A 17,117-nucleotide genomic window follows, 5' to 3' on the forward strand; every position below is an offset into this window, starting at 1 on the left:
TCCTGGTGATGACAATCACATACCAACCGCTTAGAGAAAAGAACAAGAGGGCAAAAGAAAAAAGAACAATTTAGAGTCCTGGGGGCTCACAACTCACTCGAAAACCGATATAGGAGTCGCGGTAGCCGGGTAGACCGTAGACGCGCGAGGCGGAGCGGCAAACCCAAGGACTGCTGATCCACGAGCCGCCGCGTAGCACTCGACTAGCCTCTGAATCCTGCGACAGCCAGGGACTTCCATCCGTTGGTGCCTTGTCATAACTACCATGCCAGTGGTCTGCACACCACTCATCCACATTGCCGTGCATGTCGCATAGACCATAGGCATTGGCTAGACCAAAATGCGTTACATCTACTGTTTCTTCTAGAAATTTACCTTTTGGGCCATTTTTATAGGTAGACGTTGCACGATAGTTCGCCACCTCGTCCGTCAGCGTCTGACCAAAGTAAAAGGGCGTCTGGGTACCTGCCCGACAGGCATATTCCCACTGGGCCTCGCTGGGTAGTCTGTAGGGCCGTCTCGTATGTACTGCCAGCCGCTCACAAAACTCTTCTGCTTCGTACCAACTCACTCGCTCCACCGGGCGATTGTCTCCCTTAAAGTTAGCTGGGTCAGACTTTAGCTCTATTTTTACCTGGGTCATGGCCGCCACCGCTCGCCACTGGGCCTGGGTCACCGTATAGCGCCCCATGAGGAACGTAGACACCGTCACCTCATGCTGCGGACCTTCGGAGTCGCTGCGCTGGGGTTCATTCTCTGGTGAGCCCATCAGAAAAGTGTCTCCAGGTACCAGCACCATATCCAGACCTACGCCATTGCCCAGGTCTTCAGTAAAATATTGTGCAGTGGCCGTACGCTGACGAATCGTAAGTTCTGCCATGGCAATGGATGCAAACGCTACCGCATTCTAACCCACATCTCCCCACTCCTGGTGCCCAGGCTCCGCCTGGGTACACTCCCCTGAGGCTCTGCCTCGACAAATGCCTCCAAAACAAGAATCCGCCAACTCTTCGGTTACCCTACCAAGCTAGCGGATCCGGTTTTATCTTTGGATGCACCTAGCAATTAAACAAGTGAGCATCGCCGGAGTAGGTCTGGACTCTTCGAGGGTACGCCCGACAGATTCCCATCTGCCAGTTCTGACCAGGCCAGAAGAGTGCTGGGGGCTCACAACTCACTCGAAAACCGATATTGTTGTTGCGGTTGCCGGGTTGATTGTTGTTGCGCGAGGCGGAGCGGCAATTCCTAGGATTGTTGATCCACGAGCCGCCGCTCTGCGGCCTACCCCGCTAAAAGGCTATCAGCCCCATCCTCCATCTCTCGCACAAATACCAATTGATCAAAGATTTTACGCCGCAGCCGATACGTATCCCCATGGATCAGGTGCGCTTCCCAACTGCTCAAACGCTGCACCAGGGTTTCCAAACTCACTTCCCCCCTGCCATAAAGCCCCTGTAACAGCTTCATTCGTTTTCTCGCCCGCTGCAAATTGTCATTGCGTACCCGGATGCGGTCTGGCAAAATACGAAACCCCACAAAATTCACTCCATAACGGGTCTCAAATAACTGACTCTTAGTCGGATGCAGCCTCAACCGCAGAGTAGCCAAATACTCCTCCATAGCAGCCCTGGCATCCGCCAGCACCTGCCAGTCATCCCCAAAGGCCACAAAATCGTCAACGTATCTCAGATAGCGCCGCAGCTTCAGTTGCTCCTTAACAAAATGGTCAAACGGGTTCAGGTACAGATTGGCAAAAAACTGACTGGTCAAATTTCCAATGGGCAGCCCCCGTCGTCGCTCAACCGGCGTTAGCAAATCATCCCCAGGAAAGTACTCAATCACCGGCATCTGAGGATTACTGGCATCGATAATTTTATCAATCAACCACAGGGTATCCGGGCACTTTAGCTTACGCCGCAACAATCCTTTGAGAATCTTATGATCGATTGAGGGAAAATATTTGGAAATATCGCACTGCAAACAATAGCGATATCGTCGCGCCAGTCCTACAAATTTCTTCAGCGCCCTATGGGTACCATAGCCCAGCCGATTGGCATAGGTGTGACCAATCAGCGTTGGCTCCAGTAGCGGTACGATCACATTACATAGAGCATGGTGCACCACTCGATCCCGGTAGGGTGCCGCCGAGATCATCCGCACCTTGGGATCATGAATGTAAAAAGTGTAATACTTGCCAGGTTCATAGGTCTTGTCCCGCAGTTCCCGCTGTAGGCTCAGCAAAGAACGCTCCAGATGGTAATTAAACTCCAGCACATTAGGCCGATAGCGCTTGCCCTTCTGAGCCTTGCGAGCAGCCGTCAACAGATTTTCAAAAGCGATGATCTGGGGCCATAGGTTACCGTACCGCTTCATGCCAGTACAGGCTTAAGAATTGGCTTCGCCTGCGGCTTGCGAGGGGGCACAGCTGCTTGCTTAGCCTGCTGTTGCTTGATCCACCCACCCAGGTCATTGCCAATGCCATCGACCAGCTCGCTCACATAGGTGTAGCGTTGGGTAGACAACAGATTAAACTCAAACAGCAACCGAGTCTGGTAGCGCAGCACATCCAGCTTGCTGTTAAGCGCCTGCAAAACATCCAGCTTATCTTGTTGATACTGAGCCACAACTAGCGTTTCTAGCAGATCATAGAGCCCATTGATCACCCGATCCCCCAGTTGAAACCGATGATTACGCGGCAACTTTTGCAATATCGGCACGTACCACTTGATCAGATCATAGGTTTTCTGAATAATTGGCAGCTCTTTTCCCTGGCTCATGTTCACTACTGTAGATGTCTGAAGATTTTCGAGACTACAGTAATCCCATCGCTTTCAGATCAAGATTTATTTCCCCATAAGAATTGCGCAACACTTAAATACTTTTCTTGAAGAATATAAATCATACCGATCTTATCTATTTTTATTTAATTAGAGAAAAGAGCAAGAGGGAAAAAGGAAAAAGGACTACTGAAGAGAGCCTGGGGGCTCACAACTCACTCGAAAACCGATATTGCCGCTGCGGTAGCCGGGTTGATAGTAGGTGCGCGAGGCGGAGCGGCAATTCCTAGGAATGTAGATCCACGAGCCGCCGCGTCGCACCCGTGCAGCCTCTGAATCCTCTGTCAGCCAGGGGCTTCCATCCATTGGGGCTTGATCATAATTGCCATGCCAATGGTCCGCACACCATTCCCATACATTGCCATGCATATCATACAGACCAAAGTCATTGGCTACCTCAAATAACCCTACAGATGTGGTTTCCTCTCGATACTCCCCCTTGGGTCCATCACCATAAGACCCAGACCAACCTAGACTTTCATCATCCGTTCCCCGATAGTTAGCCAACTCCGTCGTAATCGTCTCCCCAAAGTGAAACGGCGTCTGGGTCCTTGCCCGACAGGCGTACTCCCACTGAGCCTCGCTAGGCAGCCCGTAGCGTCGCCCCGTATGCACCGACAGTCGCGCACAAAACTCCTCCGCCTCATGCCAACTCACCTGCTCTACCGGACGATCCTCACCTTTAAACTTTGAGGGATTCGGATTCAGGCGTCCTTTCACCCTGGGCAGCCCCGCCACCGCTCGCCACTGGGCCTGGGTTACAGCATACTTCCCCAGAAAAAACCCTGGCACCGTTACCTCATGCTGTGGCCCCTCCCAGTTAATTCGGTCCACCTCAGTCTCTGGTGAGCCCATCAGAAACGTATCACCGGGGATCTGCATCATTCGTAGGGTGATCCCATCGGGCAGCGCCTCATCGTAGTAGGTCACCCGCTGCTGCCGTTTATTAATGACTAAATTCACCGCCTGAGCCATAATTATTCTCCCTCTCACCTCGGCCCCAGGCTCCGCCTGGACCGACACACCTGAGGCTCCGCCTCCAACAATCTCAATCCCCTACTTCTACCCAATTCTCCAAATCAACATCAGGATACGCCCGAAAATCATCCAAATTATTCGTCACCAACGTCAAACTCAAACTCCTGGCATGGCTAGCAATCAGTTTATCTAACGTCCCGCTGCCATAAAGTCTGCTGAAAACGCAGCAAACCGTTCCATTACGTCCAGCAGCGGAGGACCAACAGGCCGAATAATCAGCACCTCCCCCTGACGTTCAATCTCATAGTCAATATCAACTCGCTCAAACTGTAGCTCCTTAGGAATTCTCACTGCTTGAGAGTTACCACTCTGAAAAACACGCGTTCGCATCAGCTTTCATCTTAATCACCACTTGTATCCGCAAGTATATACAGAATATAACTCCATACTCAGTCCCAGGCTCCGCCTGGACTAGATGCTCTGAGGCTCTGCCGTCTTTCTGGAGGCAGAGCCTCCCGCCATCCGCCACCCAGGCAGAGCCTGGGAACAAGAAAAGGGCAAGAGGGGAAAAGGAAAAAGAACTACTGAAGAGAGCCTGGGGGCTCACAACTCACTCGAAAACCGATAACGTCGTCGCGGTCGCCGGGTTGACTGACGTCGCGCGAGGCGGAGCGGCAATCCCTAGGATTGAAGATCCACGAGCCGCCGCGTAGCACCCGATTTGCTTCTGAATCCTCCGTCTGCCAGGGTCTGCCATCCGTTGGTGCCTTGTCATAATTCTTGTGCCAGTGGTCCGCGCACCATTCCCACACATTGCCATGCATGTCATATAGGCCGAAAGCATTGGCCACCTCAAAATGACCCACGGACGTAGTATTGTTGCGATACTGGCCCTTTGGCCCATCACCATAGGTAGCATTACCGTTGTAATTGGCAATATCCGTCGTCAATGTCTCCCCAAAGTGAAACGGCGTCTTAGTCCTTGCCCGGCAGGCATACTCCCACTCCGCCTCGCTCGGTAGCCGATATTTCCGCCCCGTATACACCGACAGCCGCGCACAAAACTCCTCCGCCTCATACCAGCTCACCTGCTCCACCGGGCGATTGTCCCCCTTAAACTTCGAAGGGTCCGACGGCATCTCTACATTCACCTGGGGCAACCCCACCACAAACCGCCACTGAGCCTGGGTCACCGCATACTTCCCCAGCCAAAACTCAGGCACCGTCACCTGATGCTGTGGTCCCTCATAGCTCTGACGATCAGTTTCTCCCCTGGGAGCCCCCATCTGAAATGTCCCTCCCGGCAATGCCACCATCTCCAGAGTCAGCTCATCCGTCAATCGCTCTACCCATTGGCTTCCCTGCCGCCGCTGCCGGGTCACCACCCACTCTATCGATTGTTGCCGCCCCGGCAATAGCCGAGTTAGAAAGTTACCGCGCTCACGTTTTTCTAGCCGCCCTGTTCTAAACTCAAAAGTCTCTAAACCAGGACCTTCTAACTCGGATACCAGTTGCTCCACAGCCTTTAGCTGCACCTCCGCCACCGTTACCGTTTCCTGCTTAAGTTCTGGCCGGGAAGAGTCATCAGGTGTGGCTGGCTCAGCATCCACATCCACAATCTGCGCCGTCACAAACTTCAGCGTCTGAAATACTGGCAGCTCGACTCTAGCCTCCCCTACATCAGAAGACTTTGAAACTGGTGATTGAGGTCCTCCAAATGCCACAGCCTCAGTTACACCAACAACATCTGATTCTCCTGCTCGAATCCGATTCTTCGCCCTCAACTCCTGCTGCATCACTGACGGCAACCGCAGAAACTTACCAGGGGCCACCACATAGGTCTTTTCCACCCGCTCCGCCGCTAGCTGCCGATTGCTCCGTTGCACATCGCTCACCAGCGACGCATAGTCTATCAACTCCTTATAGTCCGCTAATTGCTCCCTAAGCGTTTCAGTTACCTGAGCTAAGCGAGCCATTTCTGCCCGGCTCAGTAGCTCACCGCCCACCTGTTCTCCCCTACCCATACTGGCCTGAAATCGGTCTGCTATTTGCGTCACCACCTCTTCTTTTTCCGCTGGCCCCAAATACACCATGGCCGCCCACTGCTGGCTTTCTAGCTCCTGGTCACTCAGCTGAGCATTATTAGCCAGGTAGCGCACATAGCTAATCAACAGATTCGCCACATCTCGCTTACGTTCCTCTGTAAACGTTGGCGACGTTTGCTTCAGCACATAGGCCCGCACATCCGTATCCATGGCATACAGTTCATAGCCCACCTGGGAGCACAGCTCCGACAACAACAGATCCACCTCCGCCATCCAGGGCACCTCCCGCAAAAACTGATGCCGCAAATAGCTCACCAACTCCGGCGTCAATACCAGGGGTAACGCCGCATGGCACACTAGCTCATAATATCCAGGCTCAAACCGCTCCACAAAGCGCTGCACCCGGCGCTCAGCCCGCTCCCTACGTTCGTCCAGTGTTAGCCCTGCAGTCATTGCGATTTTCTGTTATTTCTCCTTACAGAACCTGCGGTTGCAACCCACGTATCACATCAATGGCATTACTCAGCCCATCATCATCCATCTGAAACATCCGCACAAGGTTAGCAACAATCTCGGCAGAGCTACCTGGCCACCGCTCCACCGGCACCGGATTTAACCAGGCACATAGCTGAGTCCGCTGCCGCAACTGTCGCAAAAATCGCGTTGTTGCTCGAATTCTTTCTAACCGTCGGTACCCCCGTGAAGCTCCACAATCACTCACCACCAAAACACTAGTATTGGCATCACAGGTCGCCAGTACCGTCGCCAGGTCCAGAGGCTTAGTCATAAATGCATCAGTGTAAACATAGTCCGCAGGCACATTTTGAAAATAACAAACCGTCACCTGCTCTGCCGGCAAACCGCTTTCATAAAGGGCCGTATCCACCACTTCCCTTGTGAGTGAATGCAACGGCATCATCGAACCATTCTGGTCAATAAACAACACCAGCTGCGCCCGGTTATAGCCCCGTCGTCGCATCACCGGCTCTAAATAAAACCCCTGCTGGGCCGACCGCTGCACCGTTGCCGCCACATCTAAAATATCCGCCGGTCCCTCCGCCACCGTACGCCGCAGATAGCGCCAGCCATAACTCATAGACCGCCTCGACACCGGCAAATAGCCCTGCAAATCAACAGACTGAGCACTCTCCGTCAGCGTAAAAGGTGCCCGCACTGGCTGGGCAGCCGTATCTATAGCAGCACTCTCTTCTTTTTGGGTAACCGACTGCGGCGGGTCTTGCCTAGGCACCGATGACGGCAACGGCTCCACCGGAGCAGCAGGAGCAGGCTCACTATCATCATCCTCAAATCTCACCGACGAACTGCTGGTAGCCATCTCCTCCAGGCCCTTTTGCCACAGGGGATCAAACTGCACCCGATCCGACTGAGAGCTACACCAGATCAGCACCAGCGCCTGCTTTAGCCCTTCTATATCCGGTGTCTCCTCAGACAACGGTGCCAGGGGACTGGCTGCATCGCTCACCAGAGCCAATCCCGCTAGCAGCTCATCCACCCCCAGGTTAAAGCCACTCTGGCGCAGCCGCCCAAAGGTATCGAATATCAGTTCAGGTAAATCATCTCGGGTCATGGTCATGAAGAAGCCGCAAACCCAGCCCGACGCCAGTCGTCCCGCAGCTTAAATAGCAGCTCTTTATAGGGCAGTTCGCCTGCCTTGGCCTTTAGAGCCGCCGCCGAATAGGGCTGATTGGCAAAATGGGCCAGTGCCCCCAACCAATCTAAAAATTCACTGGTCCCCGGCAACTTGGTTAAACCTTTCTGACCCCGAATCGCCAAAAACTCATCCAAGGCCGCATCCACCAGGTCTACCGACGGGGGTGTCTTCGTCGCTTCATCTCCCTGTTCAGCCATCTGCTGAAAGTGGATTTCCACAATCTTTTTCAGGTCATCCCGCTTAGGAAACTCAATAAAGTAGTACACACAGCGTCGCAAAAATGGAGCCGGTAGATTTCCTTTCTCTTTATTACTGGTGATGATCACGATGGGCGGATAGTTAGCCGTAATGGTTTTACCCGTCTCACGCACCCGAAACTCATAGGGTTTCTCCAAAAGCGCCAGCAAATCGTTAGGAAAGTCCAGATCCGCCTTGTCAATCTCATCGATCAGCACCACCGAAGGACAATCATTTCTAAACGCCTGCCCTAGCTCCTTAAATTCCAGGTAGTTATTAATGCTCCTTGGGTTAAGGGTGCGTTCACCCTCCTTTGCTTTGGCATTAACATCCTTCAGCAAATTGACATCGTGCAGACGCAGTAGCGCATCATATTCGTACAACCCTTCCTGATACCGCGTAGTCGAGCGAATATTCCACCGATAAAGCGGATACCCCAGCTCATGGGCCACCGCTGATGCCAATCGCGTCTTGCCACAGCCCGCCTCCCCCTCCAGCAACAAAGGTCGCTTTAGAAAAATGGATAGATTAACTGCCTTGATTAGCTCCTCAGAAGGTAAGTAAGGCTCTGGTCCCGGACATTCAGCGTGGATAGCCTCGGGTTCAGTAGGACGGTTCTCCGGATTACCAGTAAAAAATCTCATATGGTGACTAACTTAGGGAATCAAAATATGGCTTGAGCATGGGCAGTTTCTAACGCTACGCGAATTTTAATGGGTAACTCCTCATCTTTCCCATTAAAAATGTTTTCCACCAACCGATTGCGCTTAGACTTCTCCTTAAGTTTTGATGAATAACTACCCAACCAACTCCGAATATCTGCCTGACTCCAACGTGTTAGGGGCAGTTTCAATACTTTTTGACTATTCAAGGGTTGCTCATTATAAAAGCAATCTATCGCTTGACAAGCTGTGGTCATTTCAGCATCGACCATAATGACGAATACTACACGAGGCGAATATTCTTTCATTGCTTCCAATACAGTCTGCCGCAATGACGTCCAAAATTTGTTAACGAACCAGTCTAAAAAATCTGCTTGGTAGACTTGATCTAAGCTTTTCCAATTCTTGAGGGGAATCAAAATAGTAGCTCCTGAGCTTAGTGAAGGAGCAATCGAGGAAAGAATCTCTTGAGTCATCTGATCCAGGGTCTTTTCAGACTCTGGATCAGTAATATCCTTAAAACTTAGATCAAAATACTTACCTAAACTTTCCAAAAATGACATTTTATTGGCTGTTATGAAGGGTGAAAACTCTACCACATATTCTTTAGGGATCTGCTTACCAGGAGATGTGGATGTCAAAATATCTCTCAATCTGTTGAGCAACAATCTTCCCTCTAGATCAAAACATTGCTCCATCAGCAATAAGGCTGAACCACCCTCGTTTGCAGTCAAGGTATCAACAACACCATGAATAATTTCTTTCGCTGCATCAAAGTCAATTTCACACAGACCTTCATCCAGGTTTAAAGCGTTTCGATTTTTACTCACTGGACTGTCAGATAGTTGATCTAGCTCACGTTCTTTTACTTTAATTTTCTCTTCCAGCTTATTCTCTAGTTTTTCTAAGTTAACTTCTTGAACTGGATCTTCAGTCAATAGACGTTTCTCAAAACATCGATCTAGCTTTTCCTTGAGATCTTTAATTTCTTCCTCTAGCCGTTCATGTCGATTCACAGAAACCGTTTCCTAATAGCTCGATATAAGTAAAAGACAAAAGCAATTGACTATCTAGCTAGTCGCCCCTGAAAAACTCCATGCTTAGGTCCTAACTGAGATCGTGGCAGGTGAGTCTAGAAAGTATCGGCAAAGCTTTCTGAGATTAAAGCCGCAAGCGACCATCAAGGCATTGATACGGTCACCGTGGGTGCCCTTGAGATAATTGCGCTTGAGCCCATGATCGTACTTGATATGGCCAATCACCGGTTCAATGGCACTGCGCCGTTTGACCAACCGTTTGAGCACCCCTTTAAATTTGCGAGTGCCCGCGACCAACACCTCTACCCCTTGAGGATGGTGGGATTGCCCCCGAAAGCCTTTGTCAACCGCCGCTTGTTTGGGCTTCACCCCGGTCAATGCCTGGGTTTGTTCGAGCACCGGGGTGAGGGTGGCCCCATCATAGGGATTGCCATGGATGGCCTGGGTCCCCACAATCCAATTACTCTGACTGGTGGTCACCAACACCACTTTGCAGCCAAATTCATACCGTTGGTGCGCTTTGCCTTTGGCAATACACTCCACTTCAGGCGCATGCAGACTGTAGAGTTTGTTGGAATCGGTGCGCTGTTGTTGGTAAATTCGCTTGGCCCGCTCCAACAACGACTGCATATCGGGGTCCGGTTGGGGGAGTTTGCGTTCAATATCTCGAATCACACGACCCAAATACGTGCGCAGTTTTTGAGTTTGTTTTTGGGCTCGTTTGAGTTGTTTCGCAACCCGGTAACGACTTTGTTGAAAGAGCGTTTTCTTGCCCACACGTTCATAGCTTTGACGTAGCTTTATATTTTGTTTTCTTGCCGCTCTAACCAACGCACGACGAGCTTTATCATAGAGTCGAGAATCTGTTGGGAAAGCAATCGCTTTCTCTTGTACAGTGGTGTCAACATTCACTCGTGAAATCTCTCTCGGCTTCAATATCTTTATCTCCATCGCTGTCTTGAGAACTTGTTTCAACAAGTGTTCCATCCCGTCAACTCCCACATACTTGCGCCAGGTCACTAAACTGGTTGGGTGACACGGCAATTGATGCTGGAACTGCTCCTCTCCACAGAAATGCTGCCAGTACGGATTCTCCACCCATTTGCTCACCACCGATTCATCACTTTCGTCATACAGTCCTTTGAGATAGTGCAGACCCACCATCAACCGAGTCGGTAGGGGCGGGCGACCCCCGGCACTCGTCGTCGCTCGACTAAACGACGTCTCAAACGACGCCCAGTCAATAGATGCAGCCAGTTTAATCAACGGATGCTGAGGGTTCAGTTGGCGCTCTAAGGCCGACCCCGAAGGGCTGGGCTCAGAGCTGGGGGATGAGGGGCTAGATGAACGGTTCATTTTGCAAGCTTTTGACTCAATCGTGAGGCTTCTCTGGCAATTCTATACCCTATTGCAACGCATGAAACCCCCGGCAGCTCTTACCTGAGCTAGTATTTCAGGGACGACTAACTACTATCTTCCATAAACTTTCCCGCGTTAAATTGATGCCCCGTTATTTCAGGTTCTTATGTGGAAGAACAGAGCGCCAAACCTCTTGGAGATGTTGATTGTGAGGATATAAATTGATCTCCCCCATTAACACTTGCAACATATCATACCAATAGCCATTTTCAGCTAACCATTGAGCCTGCCCTAAGGGAGATTGCTGCTGCAGTGATTGACTCAATGCGGCGTCAACCCGCTGAACCCAGCCAACCAATACAGGGTTATCAGGATCTGCCTGTTCACCACAAACCACAACAACATGCCAACGATAGTTGCGACCTATAGCTAGAGGCGGTGCCTGGCTAGAGAGCGACAAGGTGATCAATCCAGTTTGATCTACGACCGAGAACTCTTCTTCTGCATAGTAAAGACCGGCTTCATCCATCACTGTAAGAATTAGCCGTTGAGTCGATGTGTTTTCAGGCAGCTGTACAACTACGGTAGGGCGCTCTGCAAAGGTAAGCCCAAAGTTATTTTCCGGCATTAGCGCCTGTACCGGTTGTTCTTCAATGTTACAACGACCACTATCTCGTGAACCTACACCCGATGTACGATTCGGAGAATCATCTCCAGGTGGGTCAAAGGTTTCATGAAAAACAATCTTGTCTATCGGATTCACCCTCTTAGGAGATCTCTGGGCTTTTCCTGGTTGAGTAATAGCAGCCGTAAGAAGAATGGAAAGTACAGCGGTCGTTCCCCAAAAAGCCATGGGGGAAGAATGAAAAAATGTCCCGAGGTGCATTGAATTAGAAGTTTGGTAAAGTACTAAACTTGATCAATTTGCTGTGACAATCTCTACTCAAACTTACAGAGGGGGTTTGTCGATTCAGTGAAGTTTTCAGCAAAATCACTCAAAAAAAATCAGAACCTTAGCCGAATCTTTTTAGGTGCTCTATTGTTTATCTATTTGGCTAAAACTCTCTTGGACATTTCATCAATGCCATTAGTATGTTGTGCAACTTATGTGTCCCCACAAAGTCATCGCCATTTTGCACAAATGTTGAATTTATGTTTCTACTTTTCAGGCATCAATTTAAGCCGGGAAATCCTGGCCAGGTGGGGAGGGTTGATTTTCTAATCAAAAAAATGTCTATGATCGAGAGACTGCCAGAGAGGCTCAATGTAGTCCAAGCCCCCAAACCCCCAATCCTGGGGGCTTCAGAGACAGAACTCAGCTAAAACTACCTAAAGCTGGTAATTTCTCTGAATCAGCCCTAGGCCAGGTGGGGAGTCAGGTCAGGGATCAGGATCAGACGTCAGTGAGGGACTAGATTCTGACGCCTGAAGTCAGTTGAGCCCCCTTACAACCAATTTCCAATCAAAACAAAAGGAGCCCAATAATAAGGATGAGCATAATCTTCACTTCGCAATAGCGACAATTGCGCCTGTTGCAACGCTTCAGCTCGCGTTGGCTCCAACGAGCCCAGCTGTTGATAAAACCGCTTCATCAGTGCCGCTGTGGAAAAGTCTTCCACCGACCAAAGTGACGCGACCGTACTTCTCGCCCCTGAACGCACTGCCACACCAGCCATCCCCAACGCAGCGCTATCATCCCCCTTAGCCGTTTGGCAGGCACTCAAAATCAAGATTTCAATCGGTGATTTCAGCTCACGCTGCTTTAATAAACGCTCTAGTTCTTTTATTTGTAAACGATTATTCCAAGTCAAAATAAATGTCTCATCAGCCTTAGAACTAAACTGTCCATGGGTGGCTAAATGCACTATGGAAATAGGTCGTTCAACCACCTCCTGGGCCAGCTTATCCTTAGTAAACTCTTGATTGAGTAAAACTTGGGTTGATGCCTGGGCCTGGATTTGCTGAATTTCCACATCCACAGCTGGCAGAGCGTTAAAGCCTTGATGGGCAACTGACATGCCCCCAGCTAATACCTCAAAGCCTTGATCGGGCACTCCCGGCGATTCAAAAAGCTGTAACCCAGGCGTCAGGGCTAAGCTGTAACGTTCGAGCAGAAACTGGTTACCATCATGTAACACTGCCATGGGCAAATTGCGTAGGTAACCGTCTAGCACAAACACCAACCGCTGCACACCAGACTCAGCCAGGGCAGGTTCTGCTGGACGTAGCAACCAGTCATACAGGTGTTGTGCCGGGGGCAATACTCGATTGGCTGGAAAAGCAGGATTGAGGGCCTGACGTAGTTGCTGAAATGTTTTTTGTCTGGCCTGGGGAGATAGGCTATTGCCATAGTGCTGTAGCGTACCGTTGGGCAAGGCTAAAATCACCTCTAAACGATCATCGAGCAAAATTGGATATAACACAGCGGCTTGAGGATCAATCTGATCAATGGGGCGAGCTGTATAGGTTAGACAGGCCTCTCGAAAAAAGTTCTCTAGCTCAGCCAGTTGTAGAGCCTCAATCACCTGCCGAGACTGAGCTAGTCGCTGCTGTTGTTGCTCTGGGGATAGGTCATCAACATCCTGCAATAATAGCTGGACAAACTCTCGATAGACCGGCTCTACCTGCCGTTGAAACGAAAACTGTATATCCGGGTTGGATGCCACCAGATCTTGATCCAGAGATTCCAGCAGAGTAACTGCTTGACCATAGGCATCAATAGCTTGCCCAATCTGTCCCTGTGCTTTTAGAAGGCGTCCTTGTTGCCACTGCCAGGCAGCCGTAATTTCATCTGCCTGAACCTGTTGCGATCGCACAATCGCCTGTTCCGTTAAAGCAAGTGCCTCAGACCATTGTTGTGTCTGTTCATATAGCTTAGCCAGCTGGCCAAGAGCATAGGACTCTGCCCGAGGATCGTTGAGGGTTTGAGCTTGTCGAACAGCCTGGGCGAGGAGGTGAGCCAGGGAGAGGGGGAGAGGGGGAGAGGGAGTGACGGAGAGAGGGGGAGAGCCTGTGAGTTTTGAATTTTCAATTTTCAATTTTGAATTCGTTAGCAGAGTCTCCGCAAAATTCACCTGAGCATACACCCCCCAACGACTGGGAGGAAGCGTTTCTAATTGAGCCTGTATGCCGTTTGCCAGGACAACGGCCGTCTGCTCCTGTGACTGCTCAAATAAAAGGCGTAACTGGTTAAGGGCGGTTTCTAACCACAGCCGGGATTGGGCAGGATTTGTGTTGAGAACCTGCTGATAAAAAATAAAGGCTGTTTTGAGATCACCCTGGGCATGGAAGGTGTTACCAAGTTGGAAACGGGCGTTTGCAATCGCGCCCCCATCCTCCAATTCTTGGGCAATCGCCAAGCTATCAGTCAGGACAGCCTCAGCCTCTGTCAGCTCTCCAGTTGTTCTGAGAATGATCCCAATGGACTGCAGCCCCTGGGCCTTGAGTAAAGAAACAGGCTGGTCGGCTAACGTGCGACGTATATCATCGATTAATCTACTGGCTCGGCTATAGTAGCCAAGGGAACGTAGGGCTTGAATTTGATTGGTTTGGGTCAGCATCACTCCAGCGGGATCATGGGCTTGGCGATAGTTTTGTTCTGCCGTCTGCCAGGTGGCTAATGCTTGGGCCGGGTGGCCTTGGTGAAACTCTAAATTGCCCTGGGCATTCAGCACTTGGGCGACCGCCGCAGGCTGGTTGGGCACATGGGCATGGGCTTGCGCGATCGCATCTGCTGCCGCCGACCATTGGCCGAGATCCTGATAGGCCAGGGTGAGATAGGTATAGGCCAAGGCCTGATCGGCTGATGCAGTCGCGGTGGCGATGGCCTGGTGCCACCGGTGAATGGCCTGATGCAGCTGTCCGGCATGATAATACTGTTGCCCTTGGGCCAACAGGTTGGTTGGACTATTGTCGCCACTGTCATGGGGGCTATTGACAGGGAGGGCAATGCTGGCCATGCCAGAAACGCTAGGGCGAGGGGATAGATTGCGGGAGACCTGCGACAACAATAATGGCTCAAAGGGCTGCCCAAATGACGGCTCAACAGCTGCTGTGCTGACCTTGCCCATGATCACAAAACAGCAGGTAAGCACTAGCAGTAAGGCGTAGCGAAGTTGTCGGTTCATTCTGCCCTCCTGGCTGCACAGTGGGTGGTCGCGAGTTGATTGGTCTGGGGAGCCTGGGCCACCAATTGCACCTGTCCCTGGGAGTCAATTAACCAGTCTTGGGCCTCAATCAAGTCTTCAGCCAGATCTTCAGAGGGTATAGCTGGTTCGATCACCGCCCCAGTTGAGGCTGTCCGCTCAGGCCGTCGCCAGTCTTGTAACACCATTTGTCCCTGCCAGATCTGGCGTGGGTCCGTGGGCAATCCCCCTCGCCCTGTCGTGACAAAAGCGTTGTTTCGACCAGCCGCACAGCGGGCGGTAATTTGATCAGCGGCTGCTAGCTGGTCTGGCAGCTCTATTGTCGTGGGTTCGAGTTCTGGGTTGAACTGTTCAATAATCACATCGCCATCGAGACCAAACTCTGAGCTGGCGGTAACATCATTAAGTGGAGTGAGATTTTCTCGAAAGTCAATGCCCAACAATCCCTGGGTGGCAATGGTAATATTGCCACCATTACCTTCAAACGCATTGGCCGTAATGTCGCTGTTCTCCCCAGGCACCGCAATAATAAAGCCATCGCCAACAGTAATATTGCCGCCGTTGCCGCCAGCCCCGGCCTGACCCGCTGTAGTCGAGATCAAGCTACCGTTACGCAAAAACAATAGATCCTCAACTTGTAGGATCACATTGCCCCCTGTTCCCGATGCACTGGTGGCGGTGATATTCCCCCGGTCCAGGGACAGTAAGCGGGCTCCAATGCCAATATTGCCAGCGTCACCTTGCCCCTCGCCACTGACGGTGACAGTGGCCCCATCTCGGATGCGAAACTCTCCTGTGGTGACTTGAATATCTCCCCCAGTGCCGGTAGCCGTCTCAAAGGATGAGGCCAGTAGGCCACTGGCAATACCCGTATCGGTGGGATCTGTTAAATCAATCGACTCGGAGGCAACGACGGTTAAATCTCCGGCTTTGCCGACACCAAATGTGGTGGTAATGGCCTGGGCTCCACCGTTCGCCCGTAGCCGCTGGGTGTGCAAGTTGATATCACCCGATGGAGCCGCCGTAAATGAACCGGTTGTCAGTAAAGAGCCTTCTAGTTGTAAATCATTCATTGCTGTGATGTTGATATCACCACCAGCCCCATCATTCAAGGTAGTTGTAGCCACCAAGGCTCCATCGCGGGCAATAAACTCAGGTGTTTCAATGTCTACCGTACCAGCGGCACCCTCACCAGCGGCCACAGTTAAAATCCCCTGGGTAAAGTTGTTGACACCTAACGTGCGATTTAGGGCCGGATCGATAATCTGTTCTGTTAGGGTACTAAACCCACTACCCACCAGTTCAACCGATTCATTGGCTTGAATCAGGATATTGCCACCCCGTTTATCTGTTGTAGTGGATGCATTAATCTGACCGTTGTCTAACCGCAATTCGTCTGTATCGATGGTTATATTAGCGCCAGCACCCCGATCAGCGGTTGATGTCGTTATCGCTCCTCCATCCATCACGCTCAGTTGACTGGTCTTGATATCTAAAGGTCCAGAATCTCCACTACCTAAGGAATTAGAGGCAATTTCACTCGGGCTGTCTCCCGCTAGATTAGTTCCCACTACCTCAATGTGCTCACGGGCCTGTACCAGGAGATTGCCTCCGTCCCCTGAGCTAAACGTATTGGATGCCAGTATACTGCCACTCTCAATTGACAATCGTTCAGTTGAGACCGATAAATCGCCAGCATCACCGATTGAAACCGATGATGTCAGAATAGCCGCCCCGTCTGAAAGTGTTACTTGCTCGGATTGAATCTCTAAGTTACCGGCATCCCGTCCCAAAAAGTCAGTGGTTGTAAAGAGTCTAGATTGGCCTTGTAACTTAATATCGTCGGCATTAATAGCCAGATCTCCACCATTACCCAAAAAGGCTGATGTGCTAATCCCAGCCCCATCCTGGAGACTTAACCGTCCAGTATTCAGGGTAATAATGCCCCCATCACCAACTCCAGCAGATCCGGCAATAATGGTGGCGCTATCCTGGGCAAGATCCAAGACGTCCGTTATGGATAATTCTAGTGGAATGGTTGATGGACCCGGTACAGCCCCGATCAAATCTAGGAGTTACGCATTGACAAAAGTCCATCAATAGTATCAGGCAAAGGTAGCTTCTGTTGCATGGTCCAGAATAAAC

The 17,117-nt window shown here is 50.9% G+C and carries 13 protein-coding genes; all 13 read right to left on the reverse strand.

The window, feature by feature from the left end; genetic code table 11:
* Nucleotides 1-70 precede the first annotated feature (70 nt).
* The 13 genes from IXB50_RS05635 to IXB50_RS05695 all read right to left on the reverse strand — a co-directional run bounded on the left by IXB50_RS05635 (nt 71) and on the right by IXB50_RS05695 (nt 16,978).
* Nucleotides 71-880, reverse strand: a complete 810-nt coding sequence (locus tag IXB50_RS05635; protein WP_215607967.1) for a formylglycine-generating enzyme family protein — start codon at nt 878-880, stop codon at nt 71-73.
* 401 nt (nt 881-1,281) lie between these two features.
* Complete coding sequence (locus IXB50_RS05640) at nt 1,282-2,373, reverse strand: RNA-directed DNA polymerase (protein ID WP_215607968.1); 1,092 nt, start codon at nt 2,371-2,373, stop codon at nt 1,282-1,284.
* Nucleotides 2,370-2,777: a diversity-generating retroelement protein Avd gene (gene avd / locus IXB50_RS05645; RefSeq protein WP_215607969.1), complete on the reverse strand. Its 408-nt coding sequence runs from the start codon at nt 2,775-2,777 to the stop codon at nt 2,370-2,372. The genes IXB50_RS05640 and avd overlap by 4 nt, the downstream gene beginning before the upstream one ends.
* Before the next feature lie 186 nt (nt 2,778-2,963).
* Nucleotides 2,964-3,812, reverse strand: coding sequence for a formylglycine-generating enzyme family protein (locus IXB50_RS05650; protein ID WP_215607970.1), 849 nt, complete (start codon nt 3,810-3,812; stop codon nt 2,964-2,966).
* A 192-nt stretch (nt 3,813-4,004) separates the two neighbouring features.
* Nucleotides 4,005-4,205, reverse strand: a complete 201-nt coding sequence (locus tag IXB50_RS05655; RefSeq protein WP_215607971.1) for an antitoxin — start codon at nt 4,203-4,205, stop codon at nt 4,005-4,007.
* Nucleotides 4,206-4,396: 191 nt separating this feature from the next.
* Nucleotides 4,397-6,313, reverse strand: coding sequence for a formylglycine-generating enzyme family protein (locus IXB50_RS22005; protein ID WP_246564124.1), 1,917 nt, complete (start codon nt 6,311-6,313; stop codon nt 4,397-4,399).
* 22 nt (nt 6,314-6,335) lie between these two features.
* Nucleotides 6,336-7,454 (reverse strand): VWA containing CoxE family protein, encoded by a 1,119-nt coding sequence (locus tag IXB50_RS05665; RefSeq protein WP_215607972.1) that lies wholly within the window; start codon nt 7,452-7,454, stop codon nt 6,336-6,338.
* Nucleotides 7,451-8,413: an AAA family ATPase gene (locus IXB50_RS05670; RefSeq protein ID WP_215607973.1), complete on the reverse strand. Its 963-nt coding sequence runs from the start codon at nt 8,411-8,413 to the stop codon at nt 7,451-7,453. The genes IXB50_RS05665 and IXB50_RS05670 overlap by 4 nt, the downstream gene beginning before the upstream one ends.
* Before the next feature lie 20 nt (nt 8,414-8,433).
* Nucleotides 8,434-9,447 carry a hypothetical protein gene (locus IXB50_RS05675; protein ID WP_215607974.1) on the reverse strand — a complete coding sequence of 338 codons (1,014 nt, stop codon included), beginning with the start codon at nt 9,445-9,447 and terminating at the stop codon, nt 8,434-8,436.
* Between the two features lie 84 nt (nt 9,448-9,531).
* Nucleotides 9,532-10,824, reverse strand: a complete 1,293-nt coding sequence (locus IXB50_RS05680; protein WP_215607975.1) for an IS5 family transposase — start codon at nt 10,822-10,824, stop codon at nt 9,532-9,534.
* A 154-nt stretch (nt 10,825-10,978) separates the two neighbouring features.
* Nucleotides 10,979-11,680 carry a DUF928 domain-containing protein gene (locus tag IXB50_RS05685; protein WP_215607976.1) on the reverse strand — a complete coding sequence of 234 codons (702 nt, stop codon included), beginning with the start codon at nt 11,678-11,680 and terminating at the stop codon, nt 10,979-10,981.
* A 592-nt stretch (nt 11,681-12,272) separates the two neighbouring features.
* Entirely contained in the window at nt 12,273-14,954 is a 2,682-nt protein-coding gene (locus tag IXB50_RS05690) for a CHAT domain-containing protein (RefSeq protein WP_215607977.1), read from the reverse strand.
* Nucleotides 14,951-16,978 carry a hypothetical protein gene (locus IXB50_RS05695; protein WP_215607978.1) on the reverse strand — a complete coding sequence of 676 codons (2,028 nt, stop codon included), beginning with the start codon at nt 16,976-16,978 and terminating at the stop codon, nt 14,951-14,953. The genes IXB50_RS05690 and IXB50_RS05695 overlap by 4 nt, the downstream gene beginning before the upstream one ends.
* Nucleotides 16,979-17,117: the final 139 nt, after the last annotated feature.

It is taken from the genome of Leptothoe spongobia TAU-MAC 1115 (assembly GCF_018739885.1).
In the GTDB taxonomy this organism is placed as follows: Bacteria; Cyanobacteriota; Cyanobacteriia; order Phormidesmidales; family Phormidesmidaceae; genus Leptothoe; species Leptothoe spongobia.

Bases quoted from the DNA above. Each gene is read 5' to 3' on its own strand.
- IXB50_RS05655 (WP_215607971.1), bottom strand. From the start codon at position 4,205: ATGCGAACGCGTGTTTTTCAGAGTGGTAACTCTCAAGCAGTGAGAATT.
- IXB50_RS05690 (WP_215607977.1), bottom strand. From the start codon at position 14,954: ATGAACCGACAACTTCGCTACGCCTTACTGCTAGTGCTTACCTGCTGT.
- IXB50_RS05640 (WP_215607968.1), bottom strand. From the start codon at position 2,373: ATGAAGCGGTACGGTAACCTATGGCCCCAGATCATCGCTTTTGAAAAT.
- avd (WP_215607969.1), bottom strand. From the start codon at position 2,777: ATGAGCCAGGGAAAAGAGCTGCCAATTATTCAGAAAACCTATGATCTG.
- IXB50_RS05665 (WP_215607972.1), bottom strand. From the start codon at position 7,454: ATGACCATGACCCGAGATGATTTACCTGAACTGATATTCGATACCTTT.
- IXB50_RS05650 (WP_215607970.1), bottom strand. From the start codon at position 3,812: ATGGCTCAGGCGGTGAATTTAGTCATTAATAAACGGCAGCAGCGGGTG.
- IXB50_RS05680 (WP_215607975.1), bottom strand. From the start codon at position 10,824: ATGAACCGTTCATCTAGCCCCTCATCCCCCAGCTCTGAGCCCAGCCCT.
- IXB50_RS05635 (WP_215607967.1), bottom strand. From the start codon at position 880: ATGGCAGAACTTACGATTCGTCAGCGTACGGCCACTGCACAATATTTT.
- IXB50_RS22005 (WP_246564124.1), bottom strand. From the start codon at position 6,313: ATGACTGCAGGGCTAACACTGGACGAACGTAGGGAGCGGGCTGAGCGC.
- IXB50_RS05670 (WP_215607973.1), bottom strand. From the start codon at position 8,413: ATGAGATTTTTTACTGGTAATCCGGAGAACCGTCCTACTGAACCCGAG.
- IXB50_RS05685 (WP_215607976.1), bottom strand. From the start codon at position 11,680: ATGGCTTTTTGGGGAACGACCGCTGTACTTTCCATTCTTCTTACGGCT.